This is a genomic window from Rhizobium sp. 01T417 (assembly GCF_056398905.1).
On sequence record NZ_JBFTQH010000026.1, the window covers coordinates 1 to 12,498 of the forward strand.

At 61.0% G+C, this 12,498-nt stretch carries 12 protein-coding genes, 1 pseudogene and 1 riboswitch; of the genes and pseudogenes, 7 read left to right on the forward strand and 6 right to left on the reverse strand.

Annotated features, from left to right (window positions below):
* Positions 1–166, reverse strand: a pseudogene (locus AC1DPR_RS22160) (esterase); the annotation flags it as partial.
* Between AC1DPR_RS22160 and AC1DPR_RS22165 the strand changes: the two are divergent.
* Positions 91–747, forward strand: coding sequence for a hypothetical protein (locus AC1DPR_RS22165; protein ID WP_477817223.1), 657 nt, complete (start codon positions 91–93; stop codon positions 745–747). The pseudogene AC1DPR_RS22160 and the gene AC1DPR_RS22165 sit on opposite strands and share 76 nt — an antisense overlap.
* Positions 748–1,066: 319 nt before the next feature.
* On the opposite strand, the gene AC1DPR_RS22170 is transcribed toward AC1DPR_RS22165, so the two are convergent.
* Positions 1,067–1,681, reverse strand: coding sequence for a hypothetical protein (locus AC1DPR_RS22170; protein WP_477817176.1), 615 nt, complete (start codon positions 1,679–1,681; stop codon positions 1,067–1,069).
* A 50-nt stretch (positions 1,682–1,731) separates the two neighbouring features.
* Positions 1,732–3,120 carry a YadA-like family protein gene (locus AC1DPR_RS22175; RefSeq protein ID WP_477817177.1) on the reverse strand — a complete coding sequence of 463 codons (1,389 nt, stop codon included), beginning with the start codon at positions 3,118–3,120 and terminating at the stop codon, positions 1,732–1,734.
* A 493-nt stretch (positions 3,121–3,613) separates the two neighbouring features.
* Positions 3,614–3,710: riboswitch (TPP riboswitch) on the forward strand.
* Positions 3,711–3,759: 49 nt separating this feature from the next.
* Between AC1DPR_RS22175 and thiM the strand changes: the two genes are divergently transcribed.
* Genes thiM through AC1DPR_RS22195 form a run of 4 tightly spaced genes read left to right on the forward strand, consistent with a single transcriptional unit; the run spans position 3,760 to position 6,774 of the window.
* Positions 3,760–4,563, forward strand: coding sequence for a hydroxyethylthiazole kinase (gene thiM, locus AC1DPR_RS22180; protein ID WP_477817178.1), 804 nt, complete (start codon positions 3,760–3,762; stop codon positions 4,561–4,563).
* A complete protein-coding gene (thiE, locus tag AC1DPR_RS22185; RefSeq protein WP_477817179.1) occupies positions 4,560–5,195 on the forward strand; it encodes a thiamine phosphate synthase in 636 nt (211 codons plus the stop codon). The genes thiM and thiE overlap by 4 nt, the downstream gene beginning before the upstream one ends.
* Entirely contained in the window at positions 5,192–6,013 is an 822-nt protein-coding gene (gene thiD, locus AC1DPR_RS22190) for a bifunctional hydroxymethylpyrimidine kinase/phosphomethylpyrimidine kinase (RefSeq protein WP_477817180.1), read from the forward strand. Before thiE ends, thiD begins: the two co-directional genes overlap by 4 nt.
* Positions 6,010–6,774, forward strand: a complete 765-nt coding sequence (locus tag AC1DPR_RS22195) for a 3-oxoacyl-ACP reductase (protein WP_477817181.1) — start codon at positions 6,010–6,012, stop codon at positions 6,772–6,774. The genes thiD and AC1DPR_RS22195 overlap by 4 nt, the downstream gene beginning before the upstream one ends.
* 13 nt (positions 6,775–6,787) lie before the next feature.
* On the opposite strand, the gene AC1DPR_RS22200 is transcribed toward AC1DPR_RS22195, so the two are convergent.
* The 3 genes from AC1DPR_RS22200 to AC1DPR_RS22210 form a co-directional block, all read right to left on the reverse strand.
* Positions 6,788–7,636 carry a carbohydrate ABC transporter permease gene (locus AC1DPR_RS22200; RefSeq protein WP_025661306.1) on the reverse strand — a complete coding sequence of 283 codons (849 nt, stop codon included), beginning with the start codon at positions 7,634–7,636 and terminating at the stop codon, positions 6,788–6,790.
* Positions 7,629–8,567: a carbohydrate ABC transporter permease gene (locus tag AC1DPR_RS22205; RefSeq protein WP_477817182.1), complete on the reverse strand. Its 939-nt coding sequence runs from the start codon at positions 8,565–8,567 to the stop codon at positions 7,629–7,631. Before AC1DPR_RS22205 ends, AC1DPR_RS22200 begins: the two co-directional genes overlap by 8 nt.
* Before the next feature lie 67 nt (positions 8,568–8,634).
* Entirely contained in the window at positions 8,635–9,945 is a 1,311-nt protein-coding gene (locus AC1DPR_RS22210; RefSeq protein ID WP_018858398.1) for an ABC transporter substrate-binding protein, read from the reverse strand.
* Positions 9,946–10,161: 216 nt separating this feature from the next.
* Between AC1DPR_RS22210 and AC1DPR_RS22215 the strand changes: the two genes are divergently transcribed.
* Together AC1DPR_RS22215 and AC1DPR_RS22220 are read left to right on the forward strand one after the other, a co-directional pair.
* A complete protein-coding gene (locus tag AC1DPR_RS22215) occupies positions 10,162–11,361 on the forward strand; it encodes an ROK family protein (protein ID WP_477817183.1) in 1,200 nt (399 codons plus the stop codon).
* Positions 11,362–11,395: 34 nt separating this feature from the next.
* A complete protein-coding gene (locus tag AC1DPR_RS22220) occupies positions 11,396–12,496 on the forward strand; it encodes a Gfo/Idh/MocA family protein (protein WP_477817184.1) in 1,101 nt (366 codons plus the stop codon).
* The last annotated feature ends 2 nt before the right edge of the window (positions 12,497–12,498 follow it).

The following is a 12,498-nucleotide window of genomic DNA, read 5'->3' on the forward strand; positions in this document are numbered from 1 at the left end:
CGGAAGGTTCGCGCGTGGTTGCGACCAGCATGCTGACCTTTGAGGTATTCTGCGTTGCCGCCGATAGCGCAACAGGGGCCATGACTCCGCTTGGATGACCGCAGCTGGCAAGAACTGCCGCGACGAGCAAAGGTGCAAGTGTCCGAACAATACGGGCTGCAATCACGTTCCGGTTCCCTCATTGAAACGCAAGCACCTTACGGTGGCCGGGCTTTGGTGAAGTACTCTTACAGCAACGACGCGGATGTTACGTGCAATTCGCGCCCCCTGCCCTCGCGCAGGACGAACGATCTACGACAAGCTCAATTCGGGGTCTGGAGCCGTCTATCCATCTCGAACTACGCCTTCGGCTTCCGCAGCTTCACTGCCACACAATGCTTGTTTTCGGCATCCCAAACGCTGTCGGTCCTGCAGACCGGCTGCTTGGGCGAGCAGGACTTTCCCGCCAAGGTGGATTTCAAGCTGCGAGTGCACAGGCACCTCCCCTTTTCCCAACCCCAATTCTCGGGACAACTGACGCAGCGCTTTGTCTTCGGATCAACGAACCGGCCGGTCCCACAGGAACAGGTCGAGCGCTTGGCATCCCACGACGCCCCCGCGGCGCACGCGACGCAAGTTTTCCTTCTCGAATCCCAGTTTTTCCCCTCCGGACAAGTTCCACTCGCATTGACCGCATTGCCGGGAGCCTGCGCCGAAGGGAGCTTTTGTGGCTCGATCGCCTGCTGGCCGGGACACGTGAGCTTTTGATCGCACTGCAGCGAGCAGCCGACCACCCCGCGAGACCGGTTGACCGGCGTGTCTGGATATTCAAAGGGACAGGGCATCTGCTGCGCGCCTGCTGTCCATGCGAACAGCACGATCAAACCGAAGAGAAGAAGACGACATCCCAACATTTCAGAACACTAGGCCCCGACATATCATCTGTCCAGCTTGTCACAGGCGCGCCCCTGGACCTGCACGGGAGTTCGCTTGACCAGCAGTTGGGAGCAGATCTGATGGCCCGGCGTATCGATCAGTCCTCATTTCCGTGCAGGAACCGGAACCCGACGACGTCGAGGTCGACGTCTCAAAGGCCCGAATCTGAAGAAGGTGCTTTCGGTCGGACCGCAGGCGTCGGCGGGTCAGGAAGCTTCACCGGAACGTCCGGCTTTTGGGCCCGATTGTCGGTTGTTGCGGGTGCGGCCGGGCCACTTTCATCAAAGTTCACTGATATCCCGAAGAGCTTCCACTGACGATCGACAGGCGCATAGAGTAGCTCGAAATGCACCTGTATTGGCACCGACGGAAAGAACCCCGCCATATGCAACTTGCCGTCTGGCTCGATCTGCGGAAGCACGGTTAGTTGCGGCTCGATAACCGCAAGGCCACTCAGGTCGTATCCCTGTTTTCTTTGCGAGGCAAAGATCTCTGCAAGTTGCGCGGAATTATTGGCCTGAAAGCCTGGCGAGCCTAGTTCCCGCAGAACGGTGTAGTTGCCAGTCTTGTTCGCCTGGTCGAGGGCAAGAAGCGTGTTTCGCACAAGGATAAGAACGCCATTTCGATCGATATCTGCCGGACGCGGTGCTCTTGAAACATCTTCCTTTGGGGATTTCTTGATTTCGGCGCGAACGGGGCTTCCAAGGCAGGCCTCTATGCAAAGGACTGCCAGCGCCGCGAGGATAAATTTGAACGGCAAATGCATCGTTTGGGATCTCGGCTCGCGTGAACCGAACGGCTGTAGCGCTCGGACGATCACCACGTGAATGTCAACCCCGCGGTCCCACCGAAGGTACCTTCGCTCGTCCCTACGCCGACGCCGCCATGGATCAGCAGATTCTCTGTAATCCGCGCGTAAGCGCTGCCAGCGAAAGCGTTCTCGCCTTCGAACGTGCCCCAATTGATGGACACCGCAAAGTTCTTGTCATTCGGAAGGGTTCCCCCACCCATCGCCAGCGCCATCGCCGTGCCCTCGTAGGCCTTGTCGATGCGTCCATTCATCGGCGACATGCTGGATTCGAGGCTGCTGACGCGATTGTCCAGGGAATCGATGGCGTTTGTATTTGCGGTTACACGCGTATCGAGGCCGGCGATCTCAGTCGTATGGAGGTTGAGAACGTTGGTATTGTTCGTGATGCGCGTCTCGTGATCGGCAAGTTCGTTCGTGTTCTGGGCGACATTCTGATTGGTGGCGTACAGCTGGGAGCCGTTGATCGCATCCGTCGAGGTCGCCGAAATCGTGCCGGGCGCGACGTTGACGATCTTTCGCTCGGCGGCCGGCGCCCCGACGGAGACGACATTGGCGATACCGCCATCCGACGAACCAGCTCCGAGCGCCACCGAATTCTGCCCTGATGACACTGAGCCGGTCCCCAGGGCAAGACTATTGGGGCCCTGAGCACTGCTGTTAAATCCAATCGCTGTTGCCTGATTGCCAGAGGACGAACTTCTATTACCAACCGCAGTGCTATTGCCACCACTTGCACTGCTGTCACCTCCGAGCGCGACTGCGCCGCCAGCACTGGCAACGCTTCTAACGCCAGCAGCCAAGGTATCAACACTGGTGCCTTGACTGCCGACCCCAATGGCAGTCGCACCGGCACCCGTCGTCAGGCTTCGAACACCAACGGCCGTGCTGTCCACACTCTGCGCATTGCTGTCGACCCCCAGGGCAGTCGCGCCAGCGCCGGCAGCTCTGCTATTTTCCCCGATGGCTGAGCTGTTGAATCCGGAGGCGTTGCTGCCCAAACCAACCGCGACCGCGCCCCTGTCTGTCGCCTGAGAATTTTGCCCAACTGCCACCGATGATGCACCGGAAGCATTCGTCGTTGTACCGAGGGCAGTGGCGGCTCCGCCTGTCGCGCTGCTTCCCGCACCGAAAGCGGAGTTTGCTCCCGCGGCGCCCACCGCTGTCGCATTGGTTCCGCAGGCGACGTCATTGGCACCACCGGCAGTCGCCCCGTCTCCCGAGCTTGCAGTGTTCGCGCAGACGAACTGGGCCCGAGCAGGAGCGGGCGAGAATGTTGTTATGGTAGCAGATAGGAGAACACACACGGCAGGAAGCGATACAGAGACTGCAGCATGAGGTGTTCGCATCAAGACCTCCCTTCGGTCGCCAACCGAGTTGGACGATTGCATCGGCATTGTCTTGCCGGCCTATTGGCCGCGTGTAATCAAGCAGTCTGGTGGGTCAGAACCGCAAATCGTCGGCCGCCCATGAACCTCGCCTTTACCCAGCGAGCGGGAGTATGCCATTTGGCACAATCCCTGGAAAGTAAACAAAAATAAGTAAATGCAACACGATCACTGTTTCGGCTGCCGTCCAACAATGCTTACAGCTGCCGACTTTGGAATAACCGCCGAAATTTTGGAAAGTGCCATGGTTCGGACAAACAAAAAGCGGCGCCGGAATCCGTAACAGGTTGCTCACCGCAATCCAGAAGTGAGCAGTTTGCAGGGGGAAATCCAAGTCCTTCCGGCAGCTGTATTATGGCGCGCTATCGGATGAGTGATGCAACCGCCAGGAGGCCGGCAGGCGCCGCGCGCCTCCTGCAGGGCCTTTCCCGGCATCGCCGGGCTCACCCGGCGATGTCCATTTTTTGGATGACAGGCGCGTGCTTCTCTGCGAGAAGAAGGCAATGAGAGACAGGGGCGCCCCTCGAAAGATGGGCTGAGAAGGACCCTTTGAACCTGAACCGGATAATGCCGGCGGAGGGAGTCGCTCGGGACGTTTCGCCTGCTGCGTCAGTCCCCGCGCCTTTCTCCCCGATCGAAAGGCGCACCATGCAAGATCAAACCTTACCGGGAAAGCTGCTGAGCGAGTTGCGCGCGCAACCGCCGCTCGTGCACTGCATCACCAACTTCGTTGCCATGAACATCGCAGCCAATGTGCTTCTGGCCGCTGGCGCGTCTCCCGCCATGGTGCATGCCGAAGAAGAGGCTGGCGAGTTTGCGGCGATCGCAGGCGCACTGACAATCAACATCGGCACACTGTCGTCATCCTGGTTGCGCGGCATGGAGGCGGCAGCCCTCGCCGCCGGCCAGTCCGGCAAGCCATGGGTTCTCGATCCGGTCGCCCACTATGCTACCTTATTCCGCCGGGCGGCCGTTGATCGGCTCCTGGAACTCGGTCCGACGGTCATTCGCGGCAACGCCTCCGAGATCATCGCCCTTGCCGGTGGCGAAAGTCGGGGCCAGGGGGTGGACAGTCGTGACGGGGTCGAACAGGCCGAGGAATCCGCCCGGCTGCTTGCAAGGACACACGGTGCAACGGTCGCGGTAACCGGCGTCGTCGATTTCGTCACCGACGGTGAACGAGCTGCCTGGATTGAAGGCGGGTCGGCCTTGATGCCTAAGGTGACCGCGCTCGGTTGCGCACTGACCTGCCTCGTCGGAGCATTCACGGCGATCCGGCCTGCCGCGCCGTTCGAGGCAACGGTTGCCGCGCTTACGACCTTTGCTGTTGCCGGCGAGATGGCAGCCAGCAGGGCGGACGGCCCCGGTTCGTTTTCTCCGGCGTTTCTCGATGCGCTTGCAGCGCTTGACGCCCCGCTCCTCGATCGCCATGCGAGGGTGCGTTCCGCATGAGGACCATCGACCTTTCACTTTATCTCGTCCTCGATCCCGGTCTCTGTGCCGGCTTCGGCATGGTGGAGACCGCGCGGGCGGCTGTTGCTGGCGGAGCGAGCGTTGTCCAGCTGCGCGACAAGCATGCCGATACACCCCTGATGATCGAAACAGGTCGGGCACTCAAGGCGGCTTTGTCTGGCACGAGTGCCTTGCTCATCGTCAACGATGACGTCGAGGCTGCTGTCGCAATTGGTGCTGACGGTCTGCACATCGGGCAAGAGGACATGGATGCGCCAACTGCCCGCGCGCGGATTGGAGACGATATGATCCTTGGCCTCTCCGTTGAGACCGAGGCACTGGCCGCGGGGATCGATCCGGCAATCGTCGACTACGCGGGTATCGGCCCGGTCTTTGCGACATCAACGAAGGCGGATCACAAGGAGCCGATCGGTTTCGCTGGCCTTGCTCGCCTCGTGCGCATCTGCCCCGTTCCCGCAGTAGCAATCGGCGGGCTGAAGGCTGCTCATGTCGGGGATGTCTTTGCTGCTGGGGCTGACGGTCTTGCCGTCGTCTCTGCGATCTGCGGCACGCGTGACCCTGAGGCGGCGGCTCGCGAGGTCGCGGAAAACATCAGAAAGCTTCACCGATGATCCGAAACGTTCTCTCCATTGCCGGATCCGATCCTTCCGGCGGCGCCGGAATCCAGGCGGACCTGAAGGCCTTCTCCGCCCGCGGTGTCTACGGCATGGCGGCGCTGACCGCGCTGACGGCGCAAAACACACAGGGCGTTTGCGGGGTCCATCTGGTTCCGGCTGCCTTCGTCGCCGACCAGATCAAGGCAGTGTTTGCCGATGTCCGCGTTGATGCAATCAAGATCGGCATGATTGCCAATGCCGAAATCGCCGACGCTGTCGCCGATGCGATCGAACCCCACAAGGCCATTCCGATCGTTCTTGATCCTGTCATGGTCGCCAAGGGCGGAGCTAGCCTCCTCGATCTGTCTGCGATCGAAGTCCTCACCCGGCGGCTGCTACCGCTCGCGACGCTGCTTACTCCCAATCTTCCGGAAGCGGCAGCACTCCTGCATGGACCTTCGGCCGATACCCGCGCGGACATGGCTGAGCAGGCGCAAAGGTTGCGTGCTCTTGGCCCGGAGGCAGTGCTGGTCAAGGGCGGTCATCTGCCAAGCCAGGAAAGCCCTGATGTCCTGGCGACAGCCGCAGGGCTGAGCTGGTTCGAGGGGCTCCGGATACCGACGGCGAACACGCATGGCACCGGCTGTACGCTGTCGAGCGCGCTTGCCGCCGAGCTCGCGAAGGGGGCGACGCTGCCCGAGGCAGTGGCGGATGCGAAAAGCTACCTCGCCCATGCCGTCGCGCAGGCGGATACGCTGACTGTCGGTTCCGGGCACGGGCCGGTTCAGCATTTTCATGAGCTTTGGAAGTTGAGAGAAGGACATTCGAGATGACATTGGCAATCAGCGAACAGACCGTCATCATCACCGGGGCTGGGCGTGGCCTGGGCGCCGCCATCGCTGCTGCCTTTGCCCGCCAAGGCGCGAAGGTCGCAATCAACTACCGCAACAGCCGCATCGAGGCCGAGGCGCTTGCCGCGTCGTTGGGTGATCGTGCCCGAGCCTTCCAGGCGGATGTCCGCGACAGCGAGGCCGTCAGGCGCATGGTGGTCGAGGTCAAGGATACACTCGGTGCGCCGACGACAGTCGTGCACAACGCCTTGACCGACTTCAGCTTCAACGGAGACGCTCGATCGAAGCTCGACCAAATGACCTGGGGTGAAATGACATCACAGCTCGATACGGCCGTGAAGGGGGCTTTGAACCTGATCCAGGCTGCCCGCCCGGACATGGCCACTGCCGGTTTTGGGCGGATCATCACGATCGGCACCAATCTCTTTCAGAACCCGGTGGTGCCTTACCATGACTACACGGCTGCCAAGGGTGCGCTTCTGTCCTTGACCCGCACGGCGGCCGCAGAGCTAGGCCCATCAGGCATTACCGTCAACATGGTCTCGGGCGGGTTGCTGCGCGCTACCGAAGCGAGCAGCGCCACACCGGATGCGGTCTTCGATCTGATTGCGGCAAACACCCCCCTCCGGCAAGTGACGACCCCCGAGGAAATGGCTGACGCGGTCCTGTTTTTCGCAAGCCCCTGGGCACGCGCCGTTACCGGGCAGAACCTCATCGTCGATGGCGGACTCGTCTTCGGCTGAGGCGCAGCCCTCCTCAGGACTTGACCGCACCCGCGGTCAAGCCGGCGATGATGTGCTTCTGCGCCAGGAAGAAGACGATGATGGTTGGCATGATTGTCAGCGTGATGAAAGCGAGCACCAGCTGCCAGGCAGTGCCGAACTCGCCGCGATAAACCATGATGCCGAGCGGCCAGGGATACATCGTTTCCGAATTCAGCATGATCAGCGGCAGGATGTAGCTGTTCCAGCTGCCGACAAAGGAGATGATGCTGACCGTTGCAATGATCGGCCGCGAGAGCGGCAGCGAGATGTGCCAGAAAAACCGGATGTAGCCACAGCCGTCGACGATGGCAGCCTGGAACAATTCTTCCGGAAGGTTGCGAAAATAGTTCCTGAACAAGAGAATGCTCATGCCGAGGCCAAAGGCGACCTGCGGCAGGACAACACCCCAGTAGGAATTCAACAGGCCCAGGTCCCGGATCCGGATGAACAAGGGAAGGATGGCGGTCGCGGCCGGAAACATCAGGCCGATCAGGAAGTAGTTGAGCAGGAAGCCGGCGCCGAAGAACTTTACATGCGCGAAGGTGAAGGCAGCCATGGCGGAAACCGAAACCGTCAGGCAGACAGTCAAGGTGGCGATGATCAGCGAATTCATCATCTGTCGCCAGTAGCGGTCTCCGAAGAGAATGTCGGTATAGTTCTCCGGATGCCATGCGGCAGGCAGCCCGAAGGGGTTGGTTCTGAGGTCGCCGAGGTCCTTGAAGCCGCCAAGTGCCGTCGTCATCAGGGGAACCAGCACGATCGCCGCGATGAGCGTCAGCGAGACATAGAGATAGATCTTCGTGCCGGTCGCGGTCCGGGCAGATGAGGCCATGTCAGTCATTGCGCATGAATATCCGTTTGTAGCCGAAGGCCAGCGTCACGCAGATGACGAAAAGGACGACGCCGACGGCGCTGCCGAGGCCGACCTGCATGCGCGTGACGCCGAAGTTGAACAGGAAGGTGACCATGGTCTGCGTCGCGTTGAACGGCCCGCCACCGGTCAGCGGCATGATGAGGTCGAAGAGCTGCAGCGAGCCGACGACGGCGAAGAAGATGGACAGGCGGACCGTCGAACCAAGAAGCGGCAGCGTGATGTAGCGGAACCGCTGCCAGCCGCTGGCGCCATCGATTTCGGCAGCCTCCAGCACGCTCTTGTCGAGCGACTGCAGCCCGGCGATGAACAGCATCATGTGAAAGCCGAAATACTTCCAGACGACGACGGCCAGCACCGCATAGATTGCCAGGTCCTTGTCTGCCAGAACATAGGGCGTCTCGACGCCAATGAGGTGGGCAGCCGAGGCAAACAAGCCATAGTCGCCGTCATAGACGAAGCGCCAGATGAGGCCTGCCGCCACCTCGGCGAGGACATAGGGCAGAAAGAAGATCAAGCGGAAGAGGACCACACCGGCGATCCGGTGCGCCAGCATCATCGCCAGCCAGATCGCCAGCGGAATCTGAACCAGAATGGAAACAACGATGATCAGGGCATTGTTTTTCAATGCTGTTATGAAGGCGCTGTTCTTGAACAGGACCTCGAAATTCCGCATGCCGACAAACTGTGTCGGCAGACCGTAGCCATCCCACTTGTAGAGACTGTACCAGGCCGCCTCGCCCATCGGCAGGATGACGAAGATCGTGAACAGCAGCAGTGCTGGCGGCAGAAACAGAACCAGTACAGGCAGGCGCCGCGCCAGGCTGGGATCCTTGCTGCGCGCCGACGATCTTAAAGTCGGGCGCGGACGGATGACGCTCGTCGCGCTGATGGTGGTCATTAAAGCCGATCCTCCTCATTCAGATTGAGGGCGGCGCGGATGCTTCTCCGCGCCGCGATAGTCTTGATCAGAGCTGATCCTGCTCGAAGGCTTCCTGGATCTGCTGTGCTCCATCGGCAGGGCTCATCTGCCCGGAGACTATGGCAACGGAGACATCGTTGACGACACGGCCGACCGACGGGCCGAGATCCTGATCGAAGAAGTTCTGATGCCAGGTCGAGTGCGCCAACTGTTCGGCAGACTGATGCAACAGCGGATTGGTCACACCGTCCTCGGCACCAACGGCGACCGGGATGAGCATGCCGGCCTTGGCCATCTCGCGCTCGTTTTCGGCGTTCGTCAGATAGGCGAGGAAGTCGAGCGTTTCAGGCGGCGCCTTCTTCGTCACGGCCCAGCCGTTCAATCCACCAAGCGTGTCGGTGACGGCGCCTGCGCCGCCCGTCACGGCCGGAAACGCAAAGCGGCCGATATTGTCCGGATCGAGCCCCTTGCCGTCACCGGCATTCGTGCGCTGGTTGGCCGCGGTGTTTTCAAACGCCAGGATCATTGCTGCCTTGCCATCGCCGAAGACGCCGAGCGTCTGCGGCCAGGTGGCGCCGAGATAGCCCGGCTGGAACGGCTCCAGTTTGCCGAGTTCGGCAAGCTGCTCTCCGGCCTTGATGATCGCCGGATCGTTGAAACCTTCCCCTTCACCGGTCTTGGCCGCGTCGAAGACCGTCTGGCCACCGTTGCGCATCACCAGATAGCTCCAGTAGAAATGGAGAGGCCATTTCTCGCCACCGCCGCCGGCTATCGGGACGATGCCGGCATCCTTGATCTTCTTCACGGCATTGAGGTAGTCATCCCAGGACTTGATGCTGGCGGCATCGACACCGGCCTTGGCGAAAAGGGCCTTGTTGTAGAAGAAGGAAACGGTGCCCATCTTGAAAGGCACGGCGCCGATCTTGCCGTCGTAGGACAGGCCCTTGATCGCGGCCGGGTTGTAGCTCTTCACCCAGGCGCCGTCCTTTGCGTTCATCGCCGCCGTCAGGTCCATGAGCGTCCCGGTCGCCAGCTGCTGCTTCAGCACGCCGCCGCCCCAGCTGTAGAAGAAATCCGGCGCATCGCTCGACTGCAAGAGGGTCGGAAGCTTGGCCTTGAAAGCCTCGTTTTCCAGGAACTGCATTTCGATTTTCACGCCGGGATGTTCGGCCTGGTATTTGTCTGCGATCTTGCGCCAGATCGCGACATAGTTCGGATCGAGCTCAAGGTGCAGCCACTTGACGGTGGTGTCTGCCGCGGCACTTCCCGCAGCAATCAGGAGCGCCAGTCCCGTGGCCGCCGAGCGGGCGATGAAACGGCTGCGAAGCAAGGCTTTCGCCTTCATTTGGTCAAACATGATTTTCTCCTCCAGCAAGGGCAAAAATCGTCCTCTTCAATTTTTCCCTTATGCGGATTAAATCATCGGGAGGTTTTGGCGAATGTCAACTCCCCTCGTTGAAATCGGGTAGATTTGCCTTGACAGAAGGGGCTGCTGGCGCGCTATTTAATTCGCATACCGTTGAAAATATGAGCGCCGCACGCCGCGCTAACATTGAAGAGCCTGACCGACCTGATGAAGACCGCAGATCCCGAATTGATGCGCGCGATCAATCGCTTGAACGTGCTGGACACGATCCGGCGTCACGGGCCCATATCGCGTGTGGAGATCAGCGAACGCACGCAGTTGTCGACCACGACCGTTTCGGCGATCACTGCTTCCTTGCTCGACGACGGGCTGATCCTGCCGCGCCACGAGGGCGATATTCGCAACGAGGCGGCACGCGGAAGACCGCGCGTCATGCTGGAGCTCAATCCCGATGCAGCGCGCGTCGTCGGGGCGAAGATCGCGGCCAACCGCCTGGTGTTCGTGGTGACCGATTTCCGTGGCGACGTGCTGTCGAAAATCACCCTGCCGATCCGCATCGACCGCCAGCCGATCGGCGTGATCGCAGACCTCGTCGAAGACGGGGTGCGTCGCTGCGTCGTCGATGCCGGCCTTTCGCTCGAGGATGTCGACAGCGTCTGCCTTGGCCTTCCCGGCGTGATCGAGCACCGAACCGGCCATATCCGCAGCAGCCCGATCTTTCGCGACACGAATGTCGATTTCGCAAGCGAGATGACGACCAGGCTCGATACCCCGACCATCGTTGAAAGCGATGCGCATGCGATCACGCTTGCCCATCACTGGTTCGGCAAGGCCCGTGACCTGGAAGACATGGTATTGATTTCGCTCGAGCAGACACTCGGTCTCGGCGTGCTTCATGACAATCAGCTGTTTCGTGGTGCTGGCGGCCTCAGCCACAATCTCGGCGACCTGGTGCTTGGCATGGGGCCCAACGGGGTCGTGCGGCTGTCGAGCCAGGCTGGCGAAACCGAAATCCTCGGCGAGCAGCCGGCCAGTGGCCGCTTTGCCGAGGCCATCAAGCTTGGACGCGGCATGACGCATGCCCAGGCGCTCATCAAGGCCGAGGACAGTACGTTGATTGGTGCTGCCATCCGGGCCGGGGAAGCCGTTGGCGTTGCGATCGCCAACATCGTCACCTTGTTTGCGCCGCCCCGCGTCATCCTCGTCGGTTCCAGCCTTGCGCTTGGTGAGCCATTTCTCGACAGCCTGCGCAACGCCTATGCGCTCGCCGTTCCGCCATCGCTGAAGGGCGTTGCCGAACTCGTCTTCGACGATTCGACGGACGACTTCTGGGCGCAAGGAGCTGCTGCGGTGGCCCTTTACGAACTCTACGAGTCGCCCTGGAACACCACTGGTCCAGCGCTCTGAGCAGCAAAATCACGACATCCAACGGGAGGAAATCATGGAACGAGTCGGTATCGGCATCATCGGGTGCGGCAATATCTCCGGCGCCTATCTGAAAGCGATGGCATCCTTCCCCATCCTTGAGGTTCGCGGCGTGGCCGATCTCAACCACGCATTGGCAGAAGCCAAGGCCAGCGAATTCAACGTGCCGGCAAAGAGGATTGATGAGCTTCTTGCCGATCCGAAAGTGGAAATCATCGTCAATCTGACGGTCCCGAAGGCTCACGTTGCCGTCGGCCTGCAGGCGCTTGCGGCCGGCAAGCATGCCTATTCGGAAAAGCCGCTGGGCATCAATTTCGCGGAGGGCAAGAAGCTCGCCGAAGCCGCCAAGGCCGGGGGATTGCGTATCGGTGCGGCTCCCGACACATTTCTCGGCGGCGGGCATCAGACGGCGCGTGCCCTCATCGATCAGGGTGTCATCGGCCAGCCGGTCGGCGGCACAGCAACTTTCATGTGCCCCGGCCACGAGCGGTGGCATCCAAATCCGGCCTTCTACTACGAGGTCGGCGGCGGACCGATGCTCGATATGGGCCCTTACTACATCACCGATCTCGTCAACCTTTTCGGACCGGTCGCGCAGGTGGCGGGCTTCGCCATCACGCCGCGAAAGGAGCGCGTGATCACAAGCGAACCGAGAAACGGCGAGCACATTCCGGTACACGTGCCCACCCATGTCGCTGGTCTCATGGCGTTCGCCAATGGTGCGGTCGTACAGATCGGAATGAGCTTCGACGTTGCCGGACACAAGCATGTGCCACTGGAGATCTACGGCACCGAGGGCACACTGATCGTTCCCGATCCCAATCACTTCGGAGGCGATGTTGAAGTCTTGAAGAAAGGTGGCGCCTTCGAACAGCAGCCGCTGACGGCGCCCTATGGCGATGGCAATTATCGCTCGATCGGCGTTGCGGATCTCGCCCATGCCATCCGCTCGAACCGGCCGCATCGTGCCAACGGCGACCTGGCTCTGCATGTCCTCGAGGTCATGGAGGCCTTCCACGCTGCCTCCGAGAGCGGGCGCACGGTTGCCATCACCACTCAAACAGAGCGGCCAATGCCGCTGTCACAGTCGCTCGTCGACGGGCGACTGGCCAAGTAATC

Excerpts from the sequence above, each read along its gene's own strand:
- AC1DPR_RS22215 (WP_477817183.1), top strand. The coding sequence starts at position 10,162 with ATGAAGACCGCAGATCCCGAATTGATGCGCGCGATCAATCGCTTGAAC.
- thiE (WP_477817179.1), top strand. The coding sequence starts at position 4,560 with ATGAGGACCATCGACCTTTCACTTTATCTCGTCCTCGATCCCGGTCTC.
- AC1DPR_RS22220 (WP_477817184.1), top strand. The coding sequence starts at position 11,396 with ATGGAACGAGTCGGTATCGGCATCATCGGGTGCGGCAATATCTCCGGC.
- thiM (WP_477817178.1), top strand. The coding sequence starts at position 3,760 with ATGCAAGATCAAACCTTACCGGGAAAGCTGCTGAGCGAGTTGCGCGCG.
- thiD (WP_477817180.1), top strand. The coding sequence starts at position 5,192 with ATGATCCGAAACGTTCTCTCCATTGCCGGATCCGATCCTTCCGGCGGC.
- AC1DPR_RS22170 (WP_477817176.1), bottom strand. The coding sequence starts at position 1,681 with ATGCATTTGCCGTTCAAATTTATCCTCGCGGCGCTGGCAGTCCTTTGC.
- AC1DPR_RS22195 (WP_477817181.1), top strand. The coding sequence starts at position 6,010 with ATGACATTGGCAATCAGCGAACAGACCGTCATCATCACCGGGGCTGGG.
- AC1DPR_RS22175 (WP_477817177.1), bottom strand. The coding sequence starts at position 3,120 with ATGCCGATGCAATCGTCCAACTCGGTTGGCGACCGAAGGGAGGTCTTG.
- AC1DPR_RS22200 (WP_025661306.1), bottom strand. The coding sequence starts at position 7,636 with ATGACTGACATGGCCTCATCTGCCCGGACCGCGACCGGCACGAAGATC.
- AC1DPR_RS22205 (WP_477817182.1), bottom strand. The coding sequence starts at position 8,567 with ATGACCACCATCAGCGCGACGAGCGTCATCCGTCCGCGCCCGACTTTA.
- AC1DPR_RS22210 (WP_018858398.1), bottom strand. The coding sequence starts at position 9,945 with ATGTTTGACCAAATGAAGGCGAAAGCCTTGCTTCGCAGCCGTTTCATC.